The 22,566-nt window shown below is 47.2% G+C and carries 28 protein-coding genes; 6 read left to right on the top strand and 22 right to left on the bottom strand.

The features are described from left to right. Positions 1-10: 10 nt before the first annotated feature. From QF049_RS28145 to uptA, 14 genes are all read right to left on the bottom strand, one after another. The gene (locus tag QF049_RS28145) at positions 11-604 is read right to left on the bottom strand and encodes a hypothetical protein (protein WP_307542189.1); all 594 of its coding nucleotides are present in this window, start codon (positions 602-604) and stop codon (positions 11-13) included. 147 nt (positions 605-751) lie between these two features. Further along, positions 752-1,462 (bottom strand): MgtC/SapB family protein, encoded by a 711-nt coding sequence (locus tag QF049_RS28140; protein ID WP_017692302.1) that lies wholly within the window; start codon positions 1,460-1,462, stop codon positions 752-754. A gap of 33 nt (positions 1,463-1,495) precedes the next feature. Next, positions 1,496-1,957, bottom strand: coding sequence for a GNAT family N-acetyltransferase (locus QF049_RS28135; protein WP_307542187.1), 462 nt, complete (start codon positions 1,955-1,957; stop codon positions 1,496-1,498). Between the two features lie 97 nt (positions 1,958-2,054). Next, positions 2,055-3,494 carry an Asp-tRNA(Asn)/Glu-tRNA(Gln) amidotransferase subunit GatB gene (gene gatB / locus QF049_RS28130; protein ID WP_307542185.1) on the bottom strand — a complete coding sequence of 480 codons (1,440 nt, stop codon included), beginning with the start codon at positions 3,492-3,494 and terminating at the stop codon, positions 2,055-2,057. Positions 3,495-3,520: 26 nt separating this feature from the next. Then, positions 3,521-4,978: an Asp-tRNA(Asn)/Glu-tRNA(Gln) amidotransferase subunit GatA gene (gene gatA / locus QF049_RS28125; protein WP_036667997.1), complete on the bottom strand. Its 1,458-nt coding sequence runs from the start codon at positions 4,976-4,978 to the stop codon at positions 3,521-3,523. A gap of 27 nt (positions 4,979-5,005) precedes the next feature. Next, positions 5,006-5,293: an Asp-tRNA(Asn)/Glu-tRNA(Gln) amidotransferase subunit GatC gene (gatC, locus tag QF049_RS28120; protein ID WP_076333553.1), complete on the bottom strand. Its 288-nt coding sequence runs from the start codon at positions 5,291-5,293 to the stop codon at positions 5,006-5,008. A gap of 205 nt (positions 5,294-5,498) precedes the next feature. Continuing rightward, positions 5,499-5,882 (bottom strand): hypothetical protein, encoded by a 384-nt coding sequence (locus QF049_RS28115; RefSeq protein ID WP_017692297.1) that lies wholly within the window; start codon positions 5,880-5,882, stop codon positions 5,499-5,501. Positions 5,883-6,100: 218 nt separating this feature from the next. After that, a complete protein-coding gene (locus QF049_RS28110; protein WP_307542178.1) occupies positions 6,101-6,334 on the bottom strand; it encodes a sigmaY antisigma factor component in 234 nt (77 codons plus the stop codon). Then, positions 6,327-6,662, bottom strand: a complete 336-nt coding sequence (locus QF049_RS28105) for a YxlC family protein (protein ID WP_124118098.1) — start codon at positions 6,660-6,662, stop codon at positions 6,327-6,329. Before QF049_RS28105 ends, QF049_RS28110 begins: the two co-directional genes overlap by 8 nt. 2 nt (positions 6,663-6,664) lie before the next feature. Then, positions 6,665-7,195 carry an RNA polymerase sigma factor SigY gene (gene sigY / locus QF049_RS28100; RefSeq protein WP_149846803.1) on the bottom strand — a complete coding sequence of 177 codons (531 nt, stop codon included), beginning with the start codon at positions 7,193-7,195 and terminating at the stop codon, positions 6,665-6,667. Between the two features lie 103 nt (positions 7,196-7,298). Further along, positions 7,299-7,544, bottom strand: coding sequence for a hypothetical protein (locus QF049_RS28095; protein ID WP_307542173.1), 246 nt, complete (start codon positions 7,542-7,544; stop codon positions 7,299-7,301). 340 nt (positions 7,545-7,884) lie between these two features. Then, positions 7,885-8,517 carry an MBL fold metallo-hydrolase gene (locus QF049_RS28090; RefSeq protein ID WP_036607016.1) on the bottom strand — a complete coding sequence of 211 codons (633 nt, stop codon included), beginning with the start codon at positions 8,515-8,517 and terminating at the stop codon, positions 7,885-7,887. Positions 8,518-8,523: 6 nt separating this feature from the next. Then, positions 8,524-9,093, bottom strand: a complete 570-nt coding sequence (locus QF049_RS28085; protein ID WP_017692292.1) for a thioredoxin family protein — start codon at positions 9,091-9,093, stop codon at positions 8,524-8,526. A 2-nt stretch (positions 9,094-9,095) separates the two neighbouring features. Beyond that, positions 9,096-9,710 carry an undecaprenyl phosphate transporter UptA gene (gene uptA, locus QF049_RS28080; protein ID WP_091019353.1) on the bottom strand — a complete coding sequence of 205 codons (615 nt, stop codon included), beginning with the start codon at positions 9,708-9,710 and terminating at the stop codon, positions 9,096-9,098. A gap of 160 nt (positions 9,711-9,870) precedes the next feature. Here uptA and QF049_RS28075 point away from each other — a divergent pair, with 160 nt between their 5' ends. Continuing rightward, on the top strand, positions 9,871-10,218 hold the full coding sequence (locus tag QF049_RS28075; RefSeq protein WP_074096436.1) for a dehydrogenase: 348 nt from the start codon (positions 9,871-9,873) through the stop codon (positions 10,216-10,218). A 463-nt stretch (positions 10,219-10,681) separates the two neighbouring features. Here the strand turns inward: QF049_RS28075 and QF049_RS28070 are convergent, their stop codons facing one another. The 6 genes from QF049_RS28070 to yyaC all read right to left on the bottom strand — a co-directional run bounded on the left by QF049_RS28070 (position 10,682) and on the right by yyaC (position 17,935). Beyond that, positions 10,682-13,198, bottom strand: a complete 2,517-nt coding sequence (locus QF049_RS28070) for an O-antigen ligase family protein (RefSeq protein WP_307543454.1) — start codon at positions 13,196-13,198, stop codon at positions 10,682-10,684. Positions 13,199-13,439: 241 nt separating this feature from the next. Further along, positions 13,440-13,913: an IS200/IS605 family transposase gene (tnpA, locus tag QF049_RS28065; RefSeq protein WP_307536646.1), complete on the bottom strand. Its 474-nt coding sequence runs from the start codon at positions 13,911-13,913 to the stop codon at positions 13,440-13,442. 293 nt (positions 13,914-14,206) lie between these two features. Next, a complete protein-coding gene (locus QF049_RS28060) occupies positions 14,207-15,454 on the bottom strand; it encodes a class I SAM-dependent methyltransferase (protein ID WP_307542169.1) in 1,248 nt (415 codons plus the stop codon). Positions 15,455-15,549: 95 nt separating this feature from the next. Beyond that, positions 15,550-16,254, bottom strand: coding sequence for a DUF6483 family protein (locus QF049_RS28055; protein WP_307542167.1), 705 nt, complete (start codon positions 16,252-16,254; stop codon positions 15,550-15,552). A 271-nt stretch (positions 16,255-16,525) separates the two neighbouring features. Beyond that, positions 16,526-17,317 carry an alpha/beta fold hydrolase gene (locus tag QF049_RS28050; RefSeq protein WP_036607004.1) on the bottom strand — a complete coding sequence of 264 codons (792 nt, stop codon included), beginning with the start codon at positions 17,315-17,317 and terminating at the stop codon, positions 16,526-16,528. A 60-nt stretch (positions 17,318-17,377) separates the two neighbouring features. Continuing rightward, positions 17,378-17,935 (bottom strand): spore protease YyaC, encoded by a 558-nt coding sequence (gene yyaC, locus QF049_RS28045; protein ID WP_307542165.1) that lies wholly within the window; start codon positions 17,933-17,935, stop codon positions 17,378-17,380. Positions 17,936-18,094: 159 nt separating this feature from the next. Between yyaC and QF049_RS28040 the strand changes: the two genes are divergently transcribed. Then, positions 18,095-18,319: a DUF1128 domain-containing protein gene (locus tag QF049_RS28040; protein WP_017692283.1), complete on the top strand. Its 225-nt coding sequence runs from the start codon at positions 18,095-18,097 to the stop codon at positions 18,317-18,319. Positions 18,320-18,468: 149 nt separating this feature from the next. Here QF049_RS28040 and QF049_RS28035 read toward each other — a convergent pair whose 3' ends face one another. Continuing rightward, positions 18,469-19,194 carry a pirin family protein gene (locus QF049_RS28035; protein ID WP_036607001.1) on the bottom strand — a complete coding sequence of 242 codons (726 nt, stop codon included), beginning with the start codon at positions 19,192-19,194 and terminating at the stop codon, positions 18,469-18,471. 139 nt (positions 19,195-19,333) lie between these two features. Continuing rightward, positions 19,334-20,353, bottom strand: coding sequence for an asparaginase (locus tag QF049_RS28030; protein ID WP_150364221.1), 1,020 nt, complete (start codon positions 20,351-20,353; stop codon positions 19,334-19,336). 177 nt (positions 20,354-20,530) lie between these two features. On the opposite strand from QF049_RS28030, the gene QF049_RS28025 reads away from it, so the two are divergent. The 4 genes from QF049_RS28025 to QF049_RS28010 all read left to right on the top strand — a co-directional run bounded on the left by QF049_RS28025 (position 20,531) and on the right by QF049_RS28010 (position 22,546). After that, positions 20,531-21,232, top strand: a complete 702-nt coding sequence (locus tag QF049_RS28025; RefSeq protein WP_307542161.1) for a phosphatase PAP2 family protein — start codon at positions 20,531-20,533, stop codon at positions 21,230-21,232. Between the two features lie 134 nt (positions 21,233-21,366). Beyond that, positions 21,367-21,624: a GlsB/YeaQ/YmgE family stress response membrane protein gene (locus QF049_RS28020; protein ID WP_307542159.1), complete on the top strand. Its 258-nt coding sequence runs from the start codon at positions 21,367-21,369 to the stop codon at positions 21,622-21,624. Positions 21,625-21,688: 64 nt separating this feature from the next. After that, positions 21,689-22,096 (top strand): YtxH domain-containing protein, encoded by a 408-nt coding sequence (locus tag QF049_RS28015; protein WP_307542157.1) that lies wholly within the window; start codon positions 21,689-21,691, stop codon positions 22,094-22,096. A gap of 84 nt (positions 22,097-22,180) precedes the next feature. Continuing rightward, complete coding sequence (locus QF049_RS28010) at positions 22,181-22,546, top strand: DUF5665 domain-containing protein (protein ID WP_307542155.1); 366 nt, start codon at positions 22,181-22,183, stop codon at positions 22,544-22,546. Positions 22,547-22,566 lie beyond the last annotated feature (20 nt).

Here is a 22,566-nt window from a genome sequence, read left to right as displayed (position 1 = left end):
ATCGTTTCCACTACATTTTTTTCTTGTTCAACATCACCCAGAATTCACGACCAAACAGAAGCAAACCGCCTACGATCATGAGAACCGCAAATGAATATCCACCGTACATGGCGAGAATCTCTTGAAACCAACGTGGTTTGCGGAAAAACAGCACCATCAAAGACCCTCCCACAATCAGAAGTAATCCAAACGATATGCCTCTCTCCCAGACCATCATTGCATCTCGTGTAGAACGTTCATTAGTTATCGGCTTGTCCGAAGTTGCCTGGGTCACTGCTCTACGCCTGCGCATCATGACCCAATCTGCAGATTGCAACACATCATATACATTGTAAAAGTAAATAACCGGGATACACAAAGCCAGTAAGATGAGCAATGGCACATTGATCTGTATACCAATAGATGAGAAGTACAACACTGCTGACAGATCAAGCAAAACAAGCAGCATAAAGGTCAAACCTCTCATGTACAATCTCAGATAAATATGACCCAGACCAGGAATAATGGCACTCAGTAATCCCGCAATAAACTTGTGAGTCCGATTCCTGACCGGTTTGGCCTGGACTGTACGGGTCTTTTTGTTCGATTGACGTCTACGTTTCATAACATACTCCTCTCTTCTGATCTGACCTTCCGCTCTTCATGCATTTGGTTAGATAGTACCCTAAAGAGCAAGGAGAGTAACTGGAAGAAATATGGATATGACCAAAAACCCTCCGGCACTACTGGCCTGGGGAGGGTTGTAATTCATTTATTCAATCGACACCTTGGTAACGTGTTCCCATTGTCTTAACTTGGATACCAAGCCTACCGTTTGGAAATCATGCGGTACCTGGACATGTAATACAATCTCAATTTTACGTTCAACTGACACCATCTCTGCATAAGCCAGGTCTTGTTCATTCACGGTAATTTTACGAATTTTGATCTTCTCCTGCTCCATACATGAAGACAGTTGTTCAAGAAAACCGGGTTCTGACAAGGTATGAAGTGTAACAACATGCAGTTTGTTCCCTCGTAGATACCTTAGCTCTAATTTGTTAAAGACCCAGAGATTAAGCAATACCAGGACGGTGGATACGATAGAGGCAAAGAAAAATCCCGCACCTGCTGCGAGCCCAATGGCTGCAACAACCCAGATTGAAGCTGCTGTAGTCAGTCCGGTAATGGATTTTCCCGTGAAGAGAATTGTCCCTGCTCCCAGGAATCCGACACCAGTAATTACAGCAGTAGCCAGACGCGCTGGATCGATCCTTACATTTAATTCATTAGCAAAATCTTTAAAGCCATAAACAGACAACATCATAATCAGTGCGGAACCAAGACATACCAGGATATGGGTACGCAAACCGGCAGCATGATTGGACCGTTCCCGCTCCAGGCCTACGAGCCCTCCAAGCAGCATAGCCAGCAATAATCGTAATAAAATGTGCCACTCATCAATGAACCAGGGATCGCCCAAAGTCGGTATTCCTCCTCCAAGTTGTTAACGTTATTAAAGTTTATTCTTGTGAAAAGTCGTTAATTCCACTCCAGGTACAATCTGTGTGACTTCCACGGGCTTAAAACCAAATTTGGTGTACAGTTTCACAGCGGGTTGATTCAGCGTTCCTGTGGAGACGATGTAACGCGGAAGATCCGCATGCTGTTCCAACACATGCGTCATTAAAGATGCAGCGATTCCCTTGCGAAAGTGATCCGGGTGCACCATCATTCGTGTAATGGTCAGTGTGTTTTCCTCTTCCTCTGCTACAGCGACAGCCCCGATAAGTTCTCCGTCATCATGGACACCATAAAAGTGCTCACCGCAATCCCGAAGTGTCTCCATCGTATCCATCAAAGGAGGAATCTCCTGAAATCCGATGATTTCAGCTTCCAATTGATAGGCCACATGTTGAAGTCTCCATAACTGTCCCAACGTCTCCAGATCACTTAGTGACAATGATTGAATGTTCATATCCGTTCCCCCGTCTAAATTACTTTCGTCTATATTTCATAACAAAAAAAGGCTGTCACAGGGACGAGCCTCTTTCTGTCCGGCCTCACCGGAAGGATTAGCGGTTCAGTACATCTGTAAGCAGTTGGTTGGCGAGGGCGGGATTCGCCTTGCCTTTGCTTTCTTTCATAACCTGACCAACGAGGAAGCCAATAGCTTTCTGTTTACCAGCCTTATAATCTTCCACAGATTGAGGATTGTTCGCCACAACCTGCTCAACGATGGCAAGAATGGCGCCTTCATCACTAATCTGGACAAGACCCTTCTCTTCAACGATCTGCTGAGGAAGCTTACCGCTCTCGAGCATTTCCTTGAATACCGTTTTGGCGATTTTGCTGTTAATGGTGCCCTTCTCCAGCAGTCCGATCATCTCACCCAAACCTTGACCTGTTAGTGGAACCTGAGTCACCTCGAGGTTGCTCGTATTCAGGTAACCCAGCAAGTCGCCCATGATCCAGTTGGATACGGATTTGGCATCCTGAGTGAATTTCAGACTATCCTCAAAAAGATCAGCTATAGCCTTGGATGAAGTAATAACCTCTGCATCATAACTAGGCAACCCATAATCAGCCGTATAACGAGCCTTACGTTCATCCGGAAGCTCAGGTATGGTAGCCTTAATCCGCTCTTTCCAGTCTGCATCAATATGCAGCTTCACCAGATCCGGGTCCGGGAAATAACGGTAGTCATGCGCCTGTTCCTTGCCACGCATCGACAGTGTTTTTCCTTGAGCTTCGTCCCAGCGACGCGTCTCCTGAACCACTTCACCGCCATCATCCAGAATTTCAGCCTGACGATACTGTTCATATTCCAGACCACGCTGCACACCACGGAAGGAGTTCATGTTTTTCAGTTCGGCTCTCGTTCCCAGCTTCTCCTGTCCATGTGGGCGCAAACTGATGTTGGCGTCACAGCGCAGTGAACCTTCTTCCATCTTCACGTCCGACACATCACAGTACTGCATGATCGCACGCAATTTTTCGAGATACGCACGTGCCTCTTCCGGAGAAGAAATCTCAGGCTCGGATACAATCTCCACGAGTGGGGTACCGACACGGTTGAAGTCAACCAAAGACGCGTACCCACCATCGATATGCGTAAGCTTTCCTGCATCTTCTTCCAAGTGAAGACGCGTGATGCCGATTCGTTTCGTTTCACCATTCACTTCGATATCAATCCAGCCGTTCTCACCGATTGGTTGATCAAATTGCGAGATCTGATAGGCTTTTGGTGAGTCGGGGTAAAAGTAGTTTTTACGGTCAAACTTGCTGACATCAGCAATCGTACAATTCAGGGCCATCGCGGCCTTCATGGCGTAGTCTACCGCCTGACGATTCAGAACAGGCAGTACGCCCGGATGTCCGAGACAGACCGGGCAGGTATGCGTATTCGGCGGAGCTCCAAAAGCTGTGGAGCAGCCGCAGAAGATTTTGGAGTTGGTATGCAACTCCACGTGGACTTCAAGTCCAACGACCGTTTCATATTTAGATGCGGACATTTCTATATTCCTCCGTTCCGGGCAGTCTACAGCTGCGGACGCTGCTTGTGGAATTCTGTATTTTGTTCAAACGCATGCGCTACACGCAATACGGTTGTTTCATCAAAGGCTTTTCCGATAATCTGCAGGCCAACAGGCAATCCATCCGAGAATCCACATGGAATACTAACAGCAGGTACACCAGCCAGATTGACTGGAATAGTCAAAATATCATTCAGATACATCGTAAGTGGATCATCCACCTGTGAACCTAGTTTGAACGCCGTAGTTGGCGCAGTTGGTCCGATAATCACATCATATTTGGCAAATACATTGTCGAAATCCTGTTTGATCAAAGTACGTACCTTCTGTGCTTTAAGATAATAGGCATCATAGTAACCCGAGCTGAGTGCATACGTTCCGAGCATGATACGTCGTTTCACTTCCGGACCAAAGCCTTGACTGCGGGACTGATGATACAGATCCAGCAAGTTATCCGGATTGTCAGCACGTACGCCATAACGCACGCCATCAAATCTAGCCAAGTTGGAAGAAGCCTCTGAAGATGCCAGCAGGTAATACGTAGCCACCGCATATTCGGTATGCGGAAGGGATACTTCTTCCCATGTTGCCCCGAGTCCTTCAAGAACTTTCAATGCAGACAAAACCGTTTCTTTCACTTGTGGATCGACGCCTTCACCGATATATTCCTTCGGAACAGCAATGCGAAGCCCTTTGACATCACCTGTCAGTCCGCTCAAATAATCCGGTATCTCTACTTTTGCAGATGTCGAATCTTTGGCGTCATAACCAGCAATGGCTTGCAATACATAAGCAGAATCTTCAACATTTTTCGTCAAAGGTCCAATCTGATCCAGGGATGATGCAAATGCAACCAATCCAAAGCGGGAAACAAGTCCGTACGTTGGCTTCAATCCAACAACACCGCAATACGAAGCAGGTTGTCTGATGGAGCCACCTGTATCTGATCCAAGCGTGAAGTACGCTTCTCCCGCAGCCACAGCTGCTGCAGAACCACCACTGGAGCCTCCTGGAACACGATCAAGTGCCCATGGATTACGTACAGGGGAGAAACTTGAATTCTCATTGGAGCCGCCCATGGCGAATTCGTCCATGTTGAGTTTACCAATAGTTACGGTGTCCGCAGCTTTCAATTTCTCGACAACTGTCGCATCATACACCGGGTCGAAATTACGAAGAAACTGGCTACCACACGTCGTGCGCAGTCCGTTCGTAACGATGTTATCCTTAATACCTACAGGCAGACCAAAAAGCAAACCTTTCTCCTCGCCGCTAACCAGACGGTCATCCAATTGACGTGCACGAGCGCGTGCTTGTTCTTCATCCAGTGCCAAATATGCCTTAACTTTATCATCATGCGCGCCAATGTTCTGATACGCCTGATCCACCAGATCGCTGACCGACAGTTCTTTGGCATGCAGCTTGTTATGTAACTCAGGCAAAGATTGTTCAAATAAACTCACAGTTTTTGTCCTCCTTCCGGTTATCCGTTATTCCATTACAGCTGGCACTTTAAACTGTCCATCTTCTTCTTCCGGTGCATTGCGCATCACCTGTTCAATCGACAGGCTTTCTTTGGTCTCATCATCACGCATGACATTGCTTACGTGCAGAACGTGAGTGGTGGGTTCGATGTCTTCCGTATCCAGCTCATTCAGCTTTTCTGCATATTTTAAAATCGCGTTCAGCTGACCTGTCAGGGTCTGTTCTTCTTCAGCAGTCAAGTTGAGCCGGGCCAGCTTGGCCACATGCTGAACGTCATTATTCGAAATACTCATTAGCGGATGCCTCCTTCATTCATTCTGATTCCCGAAACGACCTGAAACGAATCGCTCGTTTAACGGGCTAAAGTCTCAAGATAACTTTTTTCATTATAGGTGAGATAGTTCGACAATTCAATGCAAATGACCTGACAGGCTTCCGGGAAGCTAAAAACAAACTGATAAAATAAAAAAGAGCCGGCATCAGCCGACTCTTAAAATTCTAAATCCATGCACGCAGATTAACCTGCTTTATAAAATCCGCCTGTGACATAACATCGTTCGCGGGTTCTTCTTCCTCTTCCACAACTTGAAAATCTCCATTCATCAGATGATGAAACAGTTTCTCATTGTGTGTCGCAAGGGCGTAATCTATCAACGCTTCTCGCTCGACCCGCTCAGCTTCCTGCTTCAGCAGAACCTCTTCCAGATCGATGTCGCCGGATGGAACAAAAAAGTTCCGGTTTACCTGCGGCACTCGAAGCACGTAATCGAACGCATTGTCCGGATTCCGGTCATAAGCGATGACGAAACCATATTCCCCTACAGGAAGATTCTGCTCAAACGAATCCGCGACGATGACAACCTTCTCTCCTAATCGCAGCATCGTCTAACCTCCTGGTAGTCTATCTTTTTATTATTTGTATAGTCTACTAGAAAAGAATAACGATGTCTAGGAATACTAGAATTAAACAACATATTTGTGCAAAATCTTTTTTCTCTGCATTAGTACGTGTCTAAAAAGAACGATATTCGGTACCGAGAAGATGGAATGAAGTTAGAAATGGAGTAACGGACTTTTTTAAACAACCTCTATTAAAACAATCATATTTTCTTGTTTTGTGTACCTGGCTTGCGTTGTGATCGAATCACGACGAACCAGTATATGATGAGCGGCGTGGGAAATCCCGTGATACCCCATAATCCCCATAACCAAGGGAAACGTCCACGTCTGCGTGCGTCCTGAAAGATCCATGTGCCCTGAACCAGGAGAAAAATGCCAAGCAATATAAGCCATAGTGGAGAAATTTCATCCAATGAATAATGCATTTTATTCATGACGAACCTCCTTCCGGCGCCGTCCGGCCCAGATCACAGCCAAAATCACCGCAACAGCTGTACCAAGAGCCTGGATACCTAAATATAGAGCTGGAGCAGATACGAACAATAATGTACCGAACACAATGGCAAGCAATCCAACCAACCAGAAACATATCATCTCAATCCAATTGGCTCGACGTCTAATCTGTCTCCGTTCCCTGACTTGGGCTTCAAGTGCACCCAAAGAAGGAATACTTGTCGGCTCAAATGCATCATCCAGCACTTTCATGTGTTGCTGCAAACGTTCTACAACTTCTTGTTCTTGTGCATCATCTGATCTGCTCATCCTTATTCCAGCTCCTTTCTTAACTGACGGAGACCATAAGCTGTGCGTGACTTCACCGTTCCCGCAGGAATACCCAGCATTTCCCCGATCTCTTCATACCCGTATCCATAATAATGCTTCAGTAGCACTGCAACACGATGTTCGGGTGTCAGTCTTGTCATCGCATCCATGACATCTGTCCATTCTTCATTCCGAGTCTCAAGCTGCCAGCGGAATCGACGTACAGCCTGATCCCGGATGAGAGCAAGCCAGTTCTGTTCTCTCTTCTTACGTCTTGTCTTATCGATATAGATCCGGGTCGCAATGGTGATCATCCATGATGAAAAGGCAGACGTGCCGTCATATCGATGGATATTTTCCATACAACGAATCATCGTATCCTGCACCGTCTCTTCTGCGAGGTTAGCGTCCATTGTCACTTTGACAAGATACTTATACACAAACGTGTAGTGACGTTGCAACAACGCTGCGAGTGCGCTATCGTCTCCCGATACTGCTCTGCGTACTTCTTCGAGTTCAGCTGCCTTTATCATGAAAATCACCTGCTTTCCGTTCAATCTGGAGTTAATACGACTGACTCTGCAAAAACGTTCAATGAAATTAAAAAAAATTAAAACCCGACAATTTCCCGGGCAATCAGACTTGATTCCGGTAATCTTGCAGCTTGTCGAACCACGGTTGGTTACGGGCTCCGTTTCTTAAAACACGGCTTGTCCATATATTCTGCTGAGACTTCATCATTTCATTGGCCACGCTAGGGTTATGTATTAAAGCTTGCTCAGTACCCGTTTCTCTTTTCCCACTTTCCAATATGCGACGGTTTTCTTCAATGATCGAATAATCGACACGCTGTCCCAACGGAATAACTCTTGGTTTCTCCACTTTGATATTCCCCACTCTCTCATGATCTACTATTTCTTAAATTCATCGTTCTAAACAATCTGTACTTGCTGCTAACTTGCTATTGGTATCAAACTGGCTTGTGATAAAGCGCATCTTGCATCTCTATGTAGCATAAAAAAGGCTAATTCTGTGTTAAAAAGGGGCTGAAAACAAAAAAAGAACGCAAACCGGGTATAGACCACAGTCTGCGTGCTTCGCGAGGTTGGGTGTTTCTTGGTAATGCTTTAGTTAGATGATGCCTTAACGCTTGTAACAACTAATTGCTATTCTAATGAAAAAGTTGTCACTTGTCCAGACTTTCTTCACATATCATGTCGGATTATCTTGCGGACACGTAAGGATTGTTCTGTTTCTCATAACCAATGGTCGTTTTGGGACCATGACCTGGATATACTTTAACCTCATCAGCAAAGGTGTAAAGCTTGTTCTGGATTGAATCAATCAGATCCCGTTCACGCCCTCCTGTCAGGTCCGTTCTGCCCACACCCATGCGGAACAGCACATCACCGGCAAACAGGTCGTTATCACAAAGCAAACTTACACTGCCTGGTGAATGTCCAGGTGTATGGAACACTTTAAACGTATGACCAATCAGATTCAGCTTCTGCCCTTCGTCCATGGCATATTCAGCAGGATCTGTCGAAAGCGGTGGTGTCGCCTGCGGCCAATTCAAAGATCCATTTAATTTCGGGGTGGTGAGCCAGTCACTCTCCAAGTCATGAAGATAAACGGGACATCCCTTCAATTTACGGATCTCATCTACCCCGCCCATATGATCAAAGTGAGCATGAGTGAGGAGAATGGCTTCAATTTCCAAGTCTTGGATCGCCTTAAGCAGCGGCCCTGGATTCATGCCTGGATCGATAATGACGGCTTTGCCCGGATCATCTCCTTGTAGAAGATACGCATTGGTCTGAAGCGGGCCTAGTGTAAACGTACGAATGTTAAGCATATCGGCTTAGTAACCCGAAATCAGTTCACGCAGCTCACGGATAATGGCCGCATGTGACTCCGTTCCTTCCCCATAACGTTTGCCTATCTCTTGACGTGCTACAGCCAAATTTTCTTGATAATCTGCTGCTTCACGATCTGGATTAAGGCGTTTGAATTCAATCATGACTTCCTGTACATGCTGCGGACGAGGTCCCCACTGACCTAACACATGACCACCTGTATCTGCAAAAATAACGACTGGCACGGAACGACCACCCATCGTCAGGAACTCATCCATCACTTCCGGATGGTTCTCCATGATCAGAACTTCTGTTGGGATTCCTGAAATTTCAAGCGCCTGGAACACAACCGGAATATTACGGACAACATCCCCGCACCAGTCAGCAGCCAGAATTAACACACGCAGATCATCGCGATGGTTCAGACTCTCAAAAAACTCACGATCCTCTTCGTTCGACCAAGTAAAGCTATCATAATTGGCTTGGAATTCACTTTGGTTCTTGGTCATACTCTCGATAAAATCCTTCGGTGGCAGACCTTTACCGAATTTGTGAGACAAGTTGGGTTTACCCATGACTAGACACTTCCTTTCTTTTTACGAGCATTCATCCATTTAATAAGTACATAAACGATCATAAGGGCGAGAGCGACAAGCAAAATAGGCATAACATATGGCGCCGCTTTCTCATCAATATGCTTCCATTGATCTCCAAGAATCATCCCTAAATATATAAACAATGCAGTCCAAGGTATAACAGCGAGTGTAGTAAGCAAGATGAATTTGCCTGTGTGCATTTTCGTGATGCCAGCCGGGATGGAGATTGCATGTCTTACCACCGGAACAAAACGCGCCGTGAAAATGACACCTGTACCATACTTGCGGAACCACTCCTCGGAATGGTCGATGTGTTTTTTCTGGATGAGTATGTATTTACCGTAGCGTTCAAGTACAGGTCTGCCGCCATAACGGCCAATCCAGTAAATAAATAACTGGGCAATCACACCGCCCACCGTACCAAAAATCATAGCACCGAAGAAGTTGATATTACCTTGTGAAACGAGAAAACCTCCATACGCCAGCACAATTTCGCTTGGGATAACTTCCAACATTAATCCAAGCATGATTCCAAAGTACCCAAGACTTTGAATCCAATCGAACAATTGGCCAACAAGGTTATGAATAAAGTCCATCTCAACCCTCTTTCTCCATCCTGATTGGCGGTGCCCGTCCGCACCATGGATGTTCGTCCCTATTTTATCACAGGGCTGTGGACGTTGCTACTTCACGAGGTTGGGATAGTGTCCCGTTCGCAGCAGTCCGCATATGGTATGGGGAGAGGAGCGTGAGAAGATGTCACACAAGTCAATACCCGGTTCTCCGCCGGTCAAACATACGCAATCCGGTCAAAACCTTCCTTCCGCTAGAGGAATTCGCAGAGCATGCAGCAAGGAATTGTACCGGACAGCCAAAAGGCTAAAAGTATATGTCTCTCCCGAACGGATGAAGCAGGCGGAAGAATATTATTACGGTAAGGTGATCACAAATCTGCTCTGGATTGGGGAAAATCGCGACAACCGCAAGAAATTATGTGAGTGGTGGAACACGGATGTCAGTGCAGAGATTGCCGCGATGTGGGAAGTAGATGTTGAACCATTAAAAGATGCGTTTCAGCACGCATTTGGCGGGTATCGTCTGTAGGAATGGAGGAATGAAAAGCTTCGTTCCAGGTGGAATTCAGGGTTGTCCTCTGGCTTGCGGTTGGAGCAGAGCATGGAGCCGACCACCACGGGAAGCATGAACATAAGCTGGGATTATGAACATAAACACCGAGTAATTTTTCATGCTCAAGCCCACGAGTGGTAACGAATCTGAGGTGTCTTATTCAAGGATTTGAAGCACTCTTAGAAATCTAAGGAATCTGAGACACGTTATATCGGAATTTTTGGACTTTTATAGGGTTTATGTTAGAGAATTTCCGGAAATAACGTGTCTGATGTTCCTTACAATTTAAAGGAGGAGGTAAAGGACAAATAAGACGCCCTGTGTTCCTTAGAAAATGGTATACCCATCCGCAAGGAGCACCAGCTTGGACCCCCAGACTTTTTAGACGCTGACATCCATCATCATATAGCTTGGGTAAACGTCAAGATCCATCAGTCATTCAAGGGCTCCGCTTGGTCAACTCTGGAGTAAACGGAGGAGAAAAAGCTGAAGCAAGCCTGCGCAGGTTCTCTCCATAGCCTGGAGCATGTTCTTCCAGTACAAAACGACGATCATTGCGAACGTTTCCTGCTTCCACTTCCTCAGCCAGCAGTTGATACCGTTCATACATCTGTACACCAGCGGCGGCAGTCTGTCGGGCTTGATCTCTATATCCTCCCTTCCATTCCCGCCGCGCTGCCTGCTCCATCCAATACAAAGCCGTGGATTGGCCAATGCCATCATACCGATTCAATGCGATCGCTTGTTCAAAATATTCTCCAGCCTGCTGTCCTTCGCCGAATTGGGCTGCCAATCGTCCCAGTTCGATGTAAATCTGAGGATGCATCGGGGAATGGGACAAGCTGTTCAAAAGGAGTGATTCTGCTTCTCGTCCCGGGAGGGATCGTGCAAGGGATATCACGATATCGGGTCGATTCGGATTCGATTGAAAAGCAGCCATAAGATGCACCTTCTGTGCTGGAGTGCCATCCAGTTCAGACATCGCCTGACGGTACTGCACTTCTGCTACGGCATATCGGGAGGTCAGCCAGACTGTTCCACCAATCCAGAAAAGGATGATCATCACTGTCGATACCCTTATTAGCCGAGCAGTTACTCGCTGAAGAATATGAAAGAAGGAACGCCACATCGGGACATATAATAAACGGGTGTGGATTGATAGAGATCGCAAGAAAAGAAATCTGGATCTGGATTTAGATCTCAATTTAGATCCCGATTTGGATCTGATGGGAGTGTATTTCACTGTTACGCCGGATCGCTGGACCCCCTCTGTTTCCGTCTTCAATGCAGTTGCCCAAGCACCAAGCCAGATGAAAAGCATCCAAAATAATGTAAAGCTCCAGTCAAAGTCCATCGCCCCATGCAGGCCAAAAACAAGCACGGATGGAAAGAGCTGCGGTGCAAAATGAAAGATGCTTCGCAGAGTGAGGAGAAACCACCCTGCGACAAGCACGATGCCGATCATGCCTGTGTCCAGGGCGAGATCGAGCAAGCCGTTGTGGACCTCGCCTCCGACATAAGGCGAGGATTGAATGGCGCGGAACATGTTGCGCCATGTGTCCCCCCCGTGGCCGAGCCATGCGGCCTCGGTCCACAGCTGGAGGGCGTCCCTCCACATCTGCAGGCGGGACACCCCAGTGCCGACACCCGCCGCGAGGCGATCGGCGGTGGAGGCCACGGCCATCAGTGCGGCGGCGGCTCCCGCCAGCACGATGGCCGTCAGGGCAGCGGCGCGCGGAGCCTTGGCGGCGCCGCTGTGCCATAGACGGCACAGCAGCAGCGTGCCGAGCAGCGCAGCTGCCCATGCCCCGGCCAGTGCCAGCAGGCCGGGCACGGGTGCAGGCGCCAGCTGGGCAGCAGCCAGCTGGCGGTACAGCCAGGCCGCGCACGCCAGTGGCGCGGCCGTGGCCAGCAGCAGCGGCAGGCGGGCACCGCGCCGCTGCAAAGCAAAGGCGGCGACCGCGGCGCAGCCGGTCGCCAGCCAAGCGCCGCGCGACTCGCTCAGCAGGAGCGCGGCTTGCGCGGGCATGAGCGGCAGCACTGCCGCGATGAGTCGGCCGGCCGGCACAGGCCGGGCTATGACTCGCGCGGCGGCTGTCAGCCGCTCCAATGCGTACATGCCAACAACGGCACCGTACGCATTAGGGTACTGCAATAATCCGCCGAGCCTTGCTCCGGCGGAACTGATCTCGGGGTCAGCAGTCCGCATCACCCCGAAGGGCAGCGGCAATATCCCGCACACGGCAAGGATGCCGCTTAGCACAAGCAAGCCGCCTGCCATCTGCCAACCGCAGGCTAACCAACGTGCACCATTCGTGCGCGCAGCCAGTATTGCGGTGAGCAGAGTAAACATCCCAAGCAGGCACCACCGCAGCATTTCATCCATGCTGCCCTGTTTACTCACCGAGCCTGCCCATGCATGTAGCCCAAAAAATGTCATCATCCCCAGCGGCCACAATACCCGCCACATCCCCGGAAATCGAAATATTTTCTCAACGATTCGTTCGATGTTCCTCTGACCCTGTACCCATGACACGGGTATTCGTTCACTCGCCTTCTGTGGACGAATACCGACAAAAAAAAGAAAAAACAGGATCAATATACTTCCTGCTGCGATCAGAATGACCGGATACAGATCAGCCGAATAGTACAGTCCCCGACTCAGACATCCTGCAAGCAGCAAGACAATGGAGAGTATGCCCAACCCAACAGTCCACCCAGATCCTGAATAACGTTTACACCTCAAACTTTGAGAAAAACTCCCTGACGCATCGGTCTGAATAGCTCCATTTGGATTATTTTTATCATCTTTTTTATACGTATCATCTTTGTTGTATGTATCTTCCCTATTATATGTACTGACTTTACTACCCTTACTGTCCACATTACATAAGTCCCTGTTATCTACATAATCTGTACCCTCTGCATGGCGAGACCCGTCAAACGCCTGTTCCATCACATTCACCGCATACCCTCGTCTATCCCTTACAGCTCCCTTATCCATTGTCCTATTCTTCATCCTTATCCACCCTCCTTCCACCGCTCCATATGCATAATCAGGACCACCCGTCCAACGGGTGGTTTGCTCTTGGGGTATAACCCCCTGTTGCCAAACTGCGCCTAAAGACGCTAGCCTGACAGCAGGGCTGTTCAGGCTCAGTGTTATTTGTCACTTTCACTTACCAGTTAAACTGGTCTTACTTCTTTTTGCTCCGATTACTGCTGAATGGATCTTCGTATTCTTTTACACTCAGCTTATCTAACGCTTGATCATGTGCTTCTTGCTCACGAATATACTTTCTTACCGTTGCTTCATTTAGACCCACTGTACTCACATAGTACCCTTCTGCCCAAAACTTTCGATTGCCGTATTTATACTTGAGCTGGGCATGCTTCTCGAAGATCATGAGCGAACTTTTTCCCTTTAGATATCCCATGAACGTTGAGACAGCTATTTTCGGTGGAATCGCTACCAACATGTGAACATGATCGGGCATCATATGACCTTCTATAATTTCTACTCCCTTGTACTTACATAGACGTCTAAAAATTTCGATTAAGTCTTTTCTCACTTGATTATAGATTTCTTTCCGTCTATACTTCGGGGTGAATACAATGTGGTATTTGCACATCCACTTTGTGTGAGCTAGGCTGTAGCTCTTGTTTGCCATTGAAGACCATTCCTTTCTTTGAGCCTGAACATCTCAATTTTATCGGAATGGTCTTGGTGGTCAAACCTCAGGTCCCTCCACCCGCATAGCGGGTGGTTTTTTGTTTCGCGCGTTACACGCACTCAACTGGCTAAAGCCATAAACAAAAAGACAGAAGATCCCGATAACGGGTCCTTCTGCCTGATATACATCTGACAGTTATGATGTTGCTTGCTACGAAGTATGTGCATTGAATATCATTTTACATCCAGGGACCCTAATTGCAGTATGTCCCTTGGTTGTCATTGGCACACTCAGCAAAGGTCGCAATTTGCGGAATCTTGAACGGTTTCTTTGCTCGATTTTGATCTCCCGCCGGCCTGCTTGCCATCGCCAGGGAGCAAATCGGCACAAGCCCGCTCCAAATATGGATCGGCATGAATGAAATCACGGAAAGCTGTGTATTCATTCCACATCTCCGTCACTTCGCCGGCCTGACCGCGAACAGCACGAATCAATATGTTTTTAGGCGTATTCTCCATATCGATGAATTCAAGCAATTGTGTCTTGTATCCCATCAGATCAAGCAACTTGGCACGAATCCCATCCGTAGCCAGTGCGGAAAAACGTTCCTTGAGGATGCCATGGGACAACAACGGATTCATCACGGAAGCCTCTACTTGATCAAACAGTTCATGCTGACAGCAAGGAACAGACAGAATCACAGAAGCCCCCCAACGAACTGCTTTCTCCAAAGCAGCATCGGTAGCTGTGTCACAGGCATGAAGCGTGACAACCATATCCACTTCATTCAATTCATCGTAGTCCGCGATGTCTCCAACCAGAAACTTCAGATCGCCATAATGCAATCGATTAGCCAGATCATTACAGTGTTCAATTACATCTGCCTTCAAGTCCAACCCAATAATCTTGAGTGAACGCCGTTGTTGTACAGACAGATAATGATATAACGCAAATGTCAGATAAGACTTCCCGCAACCAAAGTCAACGATGGTCAGTGGACGTCCTTCCGGCAGATGTGGAATGACATCCTGCACCATTTCGAGGAAACGGTTGATCTGTCTGAACTTGTCATATTTGCGGGCCAGCACACGACCTTCTTCGTTCATAATACCAAGTTCAACGAGGAACGATACGGGTACTCCCTCTTCCAATACATATTGTTTCTTGCGATTATGCGACAGATCCACCGCAGTTTTGGAAGCAGATTTGGTCAGGATGGATACTTTATATTTTTTGCTGATCAAAATTTGATAGTCTGCCTCGGTCGTACAGAGCAGCCCTTGACGAAACGTCTCTTCGCATAACAAAGTCATGCGCTCTGCCGCTTCAGCCGGAGTCAAATTCTCGTGCAGCACTTTGTTGTTATAATGGAATGCAAATTGATAATGCAGCTGATTCTTCAGTGTCACCGGCTTGACTTGCACTTTGGTATACGAGACATTGTCCCGTCTGCGCAGCTGGCTCCAGGTCGCTGTAATCAGCGAATTCTGTTCAAAGATGTCTTGTATAAGCTTTCGCAATGAATCCACGGGGTACATCTCACTTTCGGTTTGGTTTGGTCAACCGTTACCATACCACAATTCCGTTCCCTCTCCAAGTAAAGGCATGTAACAGGCCTTGATCCAATCCATATTTAGGAGCTCATCTCTTGACGACTTAGTTCAGCTAACCCCTCTTCAACTTCGTTACGTGGCAAACCGCCCTGCTCCAGCTGTTCATCCGTGAGGTGGCTCAACCTTTCGTAGAATGCCTGTACATCATCTCGGTAGCTCACCGGGAATTCATCACCAAGCTGGAGCAGTCTGTACCAACTGTTCTCTGCCTGGTCATAACGCCCTTGTTGTTCACGATACAGGGCAAGCTGTCTTTCGGTTCGAGCAGGGAGTTCATATTCTTTCGTAATCCCCAACACACCCTCAACCCGTTCCGGTGCGTCTAATAACTTGGGATTAGCGCCATGATTCAATGCATACAGGTAAAAATGAAGTGACCTCATCAATCGAATGACAGCCTCATCCTCTGCTTCCATTCTCTCCTGATCATCGATGCCTTCCACTTTGGCCTTCTCTTGATAAATGTAAGCCTCTTCTTCAATCAGCCTTGCGGCTTGCTGCAGATTGTCTACCTCAATCATTCCGCGAAAACGGAACATTTCAATAACATCCTCTGCTGGCAATGAGTTCAGTAGAGATAAGTTCAACCCAAACTGCCTGCGCATCAGCTCATCCAGTTCAGACAATGCCTCGGTGTGCTTACGTTGCTGTTTGAGCGTGAACACTTTGCCAATTGCTTCAGTCATTTCCTCCATCATGCGGAGCAGATAATCTTTTCTGAACATGCTGTATGCCCCCTCATCATTCGACCCTATACATTCAATCGCCCTAATATCGTTCCTTTATATTTATTTTAATTCATGCCATGACAAAAAGCCAAAAACAAGACACGCGTGTCTTTGCTCTGGCCATGAACACAATAAACCCCTGCCTATCCCAAAGGGACGTGGCAGGGGTTCGGTTGAAATGGAACTGGATACCCCTCCTCCACAAGAGGTTGAATCATCCAGAAACCAAACTATATTTTAATAAAATCAACATAAATCACTTCATCAATTACTTCGATAATCCAGCCATAAATTGTTTAATGACCTGAATTAACTCTTCAGGAGCTTCATACATGCTCATATGACCTGCACCCGCAATTACGGCTTGCACGATATGTGGCTTGTCACTTGTAAATGTACGTTCTGGCGGGATAACAGCATCCTTTTCTCCCGCAACCAGCAATACAGGTAAAGGTGTAGCCGATAACACATCGCGGCGATCCGGACGTTCTCGCATAGCAAGTGCAGCACCAACAGCACCTTGAGGAGCAGTCTGGTAACCAATTTCCTTCACACGTGTTACATGCTTAGATAGCGATTCCACATGTTCTGGTGCAAACAGTCCGGGAACCAGTCCATCTACAAAATTCACGATACCTTCGGTCTGAATGGTGGATACAGCACGAAGGCGTTTTTCCTTGGCTTCTTCACTGTCCGGATAGGCTGTCGAATGAATCAGACCAAATGCATTCAAACGCTCAGGGTGACGTTGCGCAATCGAGAGCGCAATGTATCCACCCATCGAGTGTCCCAAAAGGACCGCTTTTTCCACATTCAACTCATCCATCAACTGTAATACATCGTTGCCCATCTGTTCGATGGTATAACTTCCTACAGGTGCATCTGTTTTTCCGTGTCCACGCAGATCAGGTACGATACAGCGATAGCTGCGTGCCAGTTCAGGTACGACCTCATCCCAATACGATGAACTGCCACAGTATCCGTGGAGCAAAATGAGTGCTTCTCCCTTACCTTGTTCGGCATAACAAATCGTCGTTCCATCACACATCACTTTTTCCATATGAATCCCTCTCTCTGCGCGAATTAAATAATTCAGGTTGTATATTATTAAGCCTACATATCATGAATGAAACGTTTGTCTCCATTTCCATGCTTCAATTGCGGCGTCTGCAATCGTTCGGGACATCCCCATGACGAAGTGAAGCGAGGTCATCTGCAAAATGGAATAGGGCCTTGGTCCATTGGCATTAACCACAGCCGCTACACTGTATTGTCCAACAGGGGGTAGCTTGCCTCCGACCGATTGGGCCGGAATGAGTGGGTTATTCGAGAGATAGTATGTACCTACCGCATGCTTTGGACCCAGACATGCATCAATCGCTATGATGGCATGGTGTGCAGGAATAAGTGCCAATTTCTTTTCCAGCGTATCTGCATCACAAGGGGAAGACAGCGTGCCAATCACGTTCTCCATTCCGCTCTCTTGCAGTAAACTTCCTGTCAGTGGACCCAGAGCATCCCCGGTGGAACGATCCGTACCGATGCAGACAAACGTGATCTCAGCTGGAGAATGAAGTTGAACGATGTTTTTGAAAAATAAGACCAGATTCTCTGCAGGCACGCCTTTGCGGACTTCCCTTCCTTGATGACGAACCATTTCTCGCTTATAGGCTGCCAAGCTGTATTCCCTCCAGTACAATCAGGTTTCCGTTTAAATCCTGTTGTTGTATCCATCATTGTAACCGATGCTTGGTTTCCTCGCAAAAGCATTAGCCTGAGCGCTTCCAATCATGATACAATAACAAGAGTTTCCGATACGGAAGGGATGAACTTAACGATGGATTTAACACAAGCAACAGCAGCCAATATGGAATATATGATTGAAGCGATCAAAACCAAACTTCGTATGGCAAGCGGTGCCGCCATGCAAGCTTCTTCATTCCCACTTGAGAAATATGAAGATCTGTTTGACCTGTATGAAATGATTTTGAGCAAGGAACATCTCAGTATCTCTGAAGTGGAAGCTGTCGCTTCGGAACTGGGTAATCTTCGTAAATCTTAGCAAAGTGTTGCTTTTGATCATTTGCGACTTCTATGAAGTCCTATTCAAAAGCAAGCCTAAAAAGGACCTGTTTCCACATCACCGTGGGAACAGGTCCTTTTTCACATATTTATATTTCCAGACTATCTTTTAAGGAATACATCCCATCCTTAAGGCAGGTCAACCAAAACAAATTCGGCAGGTTCACTGTCTGTGCTCGTGATTTGCAGATCACAGCTTTTGCGAATTCGTGCGGCATCGCCCGGCTTGAGGTTGAAGTTACCATCCGAACAATGAATCTCTACATGCCCACTGATCAGGAAAAGATGTGTCCGTCGATCTTCGTGTTGCGGGTACATCAACTTTTTCCCGGACTCCAAATGGGAGAGGTAACAGGTTACATCCTGGGAAATAGGCAATGCGCCTTCGCTTCCCTCTCCCCCTTGCCCGGATACAATCGGACATAGACGATTCAAGTGCTCCTGCGGCTCTATTCTCCGATTCGTATAGGAAGGTTTCAGCATACGCTCCGATGGCAAAAACCACATCTGGAGGAAACGTACCGGTTCATCCGCTGACGGATTGGTCTCGGAGTGTTCCACTCCCGTCCCCGCACTCATCACCTGGACCGTACCCGGTTCAAGCAATTGTTCTGTTCCCATACTATCCGTATGTTTGAGTGTACCTGATATGACATAACTGACAAGTTCAAGATCATGATGTGGATGTTTCTTAAAGCCTTCTTGCGGCATCAGCGTGTTTTCATTATGAGCCAACAGACAGCCAAAATGGGCGTTGCTTGGATCATCATAATCCGCAAAGGAAAAGCTGAATTCACTGTGTATCCAACCTCGATCCGACGTGTGCCTTTCTTCCGATGTCACCACTTTAATCATGTTCATCCACCTCCAAGGGTTTAGAGCTGCCACATTACCGCGGCAGTCCATGCGTGTATATGAATTGTATAGATGAATACCAGTTGGTATGTCATCTTTACCCGGGGTCCGGCAACTCTAATCACGCCCCTTCTTAAGGTTATACGCTATCTTCAAGTGAGTGGAGAATGAACTCACTATCTGCATGACCTACAAGGGTACCCGCATCATTTCGGATGTCCGAAGGGAACACTTCAGCCAAGCGTGCAATGGTTCTCTCATTGGAATAACCAATCTGTCTTAGGATGGATTGGGTGATGAAAGCCCACTCTTCCTCGGAACCATCAAGCACCTTGAAGGTGATTCCCAGTCTTTCTTTTTTCAGACCAAAACCGAATACCCCCTTGAATCCACCCTTCGCTACAATGTTATCGTCTTCCAGCAGCACTGAATCTACACGCTCCGTGCCACCTACCATCAACGGATGTTCATTCATAGCTGATGTTATGGTCTCTACAGCTGTTCTTGTGGAAGGATCAGCGATAAGATCTGGACAAGCGAGCTTCAGATAAGCGTTCGACAATGCCGACAACGGCAAAGAAAATACCGGAAAGCCGCAGCCATCCGTCCCAAGCTCAATCTCTTTTTCTTCAATACCTGCCAGGTCGGCAAAAGTTTCAAGAATTTCTCGTTGCACCGGATGATCCGGTTCAGCGTAACTGCCCAGATCAACCTGCTTCATCTGACTGTACCCCAGAATTCCCAGATGTTTTCCGGAGCAGTTGTGCAAGATGCGCCGTTTCTCTCCTTGTCCACGTAACCATTGATTACGGCTTTCTTCATTAAGCGGATAGCTTGGTGCACAGATCAGGCATTCTTCTCCCAATCCAATTTTACCGGATAACTGCTCCAGCACCCGAATGTGTTCCGGTTCCGAACGATGCGAAGAGGACATAATGGCAATCTCCTGTGCTGATAGGCCATAGTGTCTGGCAATTCCTGCCCGAATACCTGGAATTGCTTGAAAAGGTTTGGCAGATGAGCGAGTGAACGCTCTAAAATGAGGGTCACCAGCCGAGTATACGATTCGGCCATACTCATCCGTAATACTTATGTGTCCGTAATGGGCGCATTCCATAACGCCTGCACGGTATTCTTTAATTAACAAGGCACTCTCCATGCGAGTTCTCTCCTTTGTGCTCCCGATTTCATCTCTGCTTTGCGTCACGACGCCGCATGGGATATCTTAAATAGTATAGTACAAAAGCGACGTTTTTACAGTTTTTTCGACAGGCGTTTCGGGTATAGCTTTATCATCTATGTTCATCTACTACAATAACTGAAGGAGAAACTCATTATGCCGCGCAAAACGTATTCACCAGCCTCATTCAGTTCAAAATCCGGTACGTTATTACGTCCACTTCTCAACTGGAGTCTGGCTGGTCTGGCCCTCAGCGCATCGGTTGTATTCATCCTGGCAGGTCTGGGTGCCTGGTTGGGTGCTGATGTTATTATTCGTCTGGATGATCAAATTCAGCAATTATTTTATCTGAATTCAGATTCACGTCTTCATCTATTCCCTTACACTGCATTCATAACCGCACTGGGTTCTTTCAAAATCTCTGCTGTGGCTGCAGGAGGTTTTGCTCTTCTTTTCTTCATTCAACGCAGTCCAAGGTTTGTTGTATATGGATATGCGCTCACGGGAAGTTTTGCCATGATGTGGATTCTGAACACGTTATTGAAGGAATTTTTCAGACGAAGCAGACCTGAACTGGATCATCTGTTGGTCGTTCACGGGTACAGCTTTCCCAGCGGACATGCCATGATCTCCATGGGCTTCTACGGCATGCTCTTTGTAATCTGGGCCATTGAACGACAGCGACATAACTCTTCCGGTGTGTGGCTTCCTGTTCTATGTGGTATTAGTTTTATTTTCTTGATTGGCCTCAGCCGGATCATGCTGGGCGTTCATTATCCTACGGATGTATTTACTGGATTAACTGCTGGATTGGCATGGATCTTCTGCATGGTTAAGGGCATTAAACAAAGCCGCTAAAGAATGAATTCCTCTGATTCCCAGTTCATTCATCCTCATCTTTATTGTTTCACAGGGTTGCACGGGGTTTATATACGAAGTAAGCAAACGCGAACAGACAACATCCTACATCAAGTTTAAAGGAGGCGGTTGTTATGTGGGGCATCATTATCAGCATTGTGATGGCTGTCATCATCGGTTTGATCGGAGATGCACTTGCCGGTCACAACATGCCTGGAGGCATAATCGGTGCAATGATTGCCGGATTTGCCGGAGCCTGGCTGGGAGCACTTTTGCTTGGTAACTGGGGACCAGTTATCGGTAACTTTGCCATCATCCCTGCCATCATTGGTACAGCGCTCTTTGTTTTCTTGCTGGGGCTTGTGTCCAGACTGCTAAGACAGACTGCCTGATTCGGGCAACAAGGTGTTCGTTGTTTCGTATTTGTTTCTTAAATTGAAGAAGGAGTGATTAGACATGAATAAAGCAGAAGAGCAATATCCTGTACAGACGGGTTCAACTTTCGCAAAAGGTATTTTCATCGGGGGGTTGCTGGGAGCAGCTGCAGCACTACTCTTTGCCCCTAAACCGGGACGTGAATTGCGTGGTGACCTTTCCGAGAAAGTGGGCATCGTTACTGACCGCACCAAAGAAGTGGCATCTGTTGTAAGTGACAAAGCCACTGAACTGGCTAAAACGGTCTCTTCCAAAACTTCCGACATTGCAAAAACGGTAAATCAAGGCCGCAATGATGTAATGGACTCTGTGAGAAAAGCGTCCGCAGATGTGGCTAACGAAGCATCCCGTGCATCTGATGAAGTGGCTGCCGCTTCGGTTGAAGCGAAGGAAGATGCACGTAAAGAACTTAACTCGACTAACCTGTAAGGCGATACAGATCGAGTGACTAATAGCCAGCTGCACTCCAGCTGGCTATTTTTTATCCAATGCGAGTTGAGGAGGACGAATAATATGAGCAAAGTTACAATCAACGGCAATACTCCAATTACGGGAGCAACACCGACACAGCAGTATGATACGAGTGAGCATCCTTTTGAATTACGTCATGAGGTAAAGCGATTGAACACCCGTTTGGACCAGATTGCGGACAGTCTGGAGAGAGCACAAATCAAGGATATTATTGAGAATTACAGCAGTCCCAAAAAGCGGATTATTACCAATTTTACAGCGGGCATGGCACGAGGTCTCGGTCTGACTGTGGGTACCTTTGTTGTTCTCGGTTTGCTGGCATTCATTCTCAGCCAATTCGTGAATATGCCGATTGTGGGCCAATATATCGCTGACTTGCTTGGTTATATTGAAGATTACAAAAACTAAGAGGACTAACCAACAGTAGG

Origin of the sequence: Paenibacillus sp. W4I10 (genome assembly GCF_030816325.1) — a bacterium.
Taxonomy (GTDB): domain Bacteria; phylum Bacillota; class Bacilli; order Paenibacillales; family Paenibacillaceae; genus Paenibacillus; species Paenibacillus amylolyticus_B.
This window is presented reverse-complemented; position numbering and strand designations above follow the sequence as displayed.

Coding starts and splice junctions, on each gene's coding strand:
- QF049_RS28145 (WP_307542189.1), bottom strand. CDS start 604: ATGAAACGTAGACGTCAATCGAACAAAAAGACCCGTACAGTCCAGGCC.
- QF049_RS28135 (WP_307542187.1), bottom strand. CDS start 1,957: ATGAACATTCAATCATTGTCACTAAGTGATCTGGAGACGTTGGGACAG.
- gatB (WP_307542185.1), bottom strand. CDS start 3,494: ATGTCCGCATCTAAATATGAAACGGTCGTTGGACTTGAAGTCCACGTG.
- gatC (WP_076333553.1), bottom strand. CDS start 5,293: ATGAGTATTTCGAATAATGACGTTCAGCATGTGGCCAAGCTGGCCCGG.
- QF049_RS28115 (WP_017692297.1), bottom strand. CDS start 5,882: ATGCTGCGATTAGGAGAGAAGGTTGTCATCGTCGCGGATTCGTTTGAG.
- QF049_RS28110 (WP_307542178.1), bottom strand. CDS start 6,334: ATGAATAAAATGCATTATTCATTGGATGAAATTTCTCCACTATGGCTT.
- QF049_RS28105 (WP_124118098.1), bottom strand. CDS start 6,662: ATGAGCAGATCAGATGATGCACAAGAACAAGAAGTTGTAGAACGTTTG.
- sigY (WP_149846803.1), bottom strand. CDS start 7,195: ATGATAAAGGCAGCTGAACTCGAAGAAGTACGCAGAGCAGTATCGGGA.
- QF049_RS28090 (WP_036607016.1), bottom strand. CDS start 8,517: ATGCTTAACATTCGTACGTTTACACTAGGCCCGCTTCAGACCAATGCG.
- QF049_RS28085 (WP_017692292.1), bottom strand. CDS start 9,093: ATGGGTAAACCCAACTTGTCTCACAAATTCGGTAAAGGTCTGCCACCG.
- uptA (WP_091019353.1), bottom strand. CDS start 9,710: ATGGACTTTATTCATAACCTTGTTGGCCAATTGTTCGATTGGATTCAA.
- QF049_RS28075 (WP_074096436.1), top strand. CDS start 9,871: ATGTCACACAAGTCAATACCCGGTTCTCCGCCGGTCAAACATACGCAA.
- QF049_RS28070 (WP_307543454.1), bottom strand. CDS start 13,198: ATGGAACAGGCGTTTGACGGGTCTCGCCATGCAGAGGGTACAGATTAT.
- tnpA (WP_307536646.1), bottom strand. CDS start 13,913: ATGGCAAACAAGAGCTACAGCCTAGCTCACACAAAGTGGATGTGCAAA.
- QF049_RS28060 (WP_307542169.1), bottom strand. CDS start 15,454: ATGTACCCCGTGGATTCATTGCGAAAGCTTATACAAGACATCTTTGAA.
- QF049_RS28055 (WP_307542167.1), bottom strand. CDS start 16,254: ATGTTCAGAAAAGATTATCTGCTCCGCATGATGGAGGAAATGACTGAA.
- QF049_RS28050 (WP_036607004.1), bottom strand. CDS start 17,317: ATGGAAAAAGTGATGTGTGATGGAACGACGATTTGTTATGCCGAACAA.
- QF049_RS28040 (WP_017692283.1), top strand. CDS start 18,095: ATGGATTTAACACAAGCAACAGCAGCCAATATGGAATATATGATTGAA.
- QF049_RS28035 (WP_036607001.1), bottom strand. CDS start 19,194: ATGATTAAAGTGGTGACATCGGAAGAAAGGCACACGTCGGATCGAGGT.
- QF049_RS28030 (WP_150364221.1), bottom strand. CDS start 20,353: ATGGAGAGTGCCTTGTTAATTAAAGAATACCGTGCAGGCGTTATGGAA.
- QF049_RS28025 (WP_307542161.1), top strand. CDS start 20,531: ATGCCGCGCAAAACGTATTCACCAGCCTCATTCAGTTCAAAATCCGGT.
- QF049_RS28020 (WP_307542159.1), top strand. CDS start 21,367: ATGTGGGGCATCATTATCAGCATTGTGATGGCTGTCATCATCGGTTTG.
- QF049_RS28015 (WP_307542157.1), top strand. CDS start 21,689: ATGAATAAAGCAGAAGAGCAATATCCTGTACAGACGGGTTCAACTTTC.
- QF049_RS28010 (WP_307542155.1), top strand. CDS start 22,181: ATGAGCAAAGTTACAATCAACGGCAATACTCCAATTACGGGAGCAACA.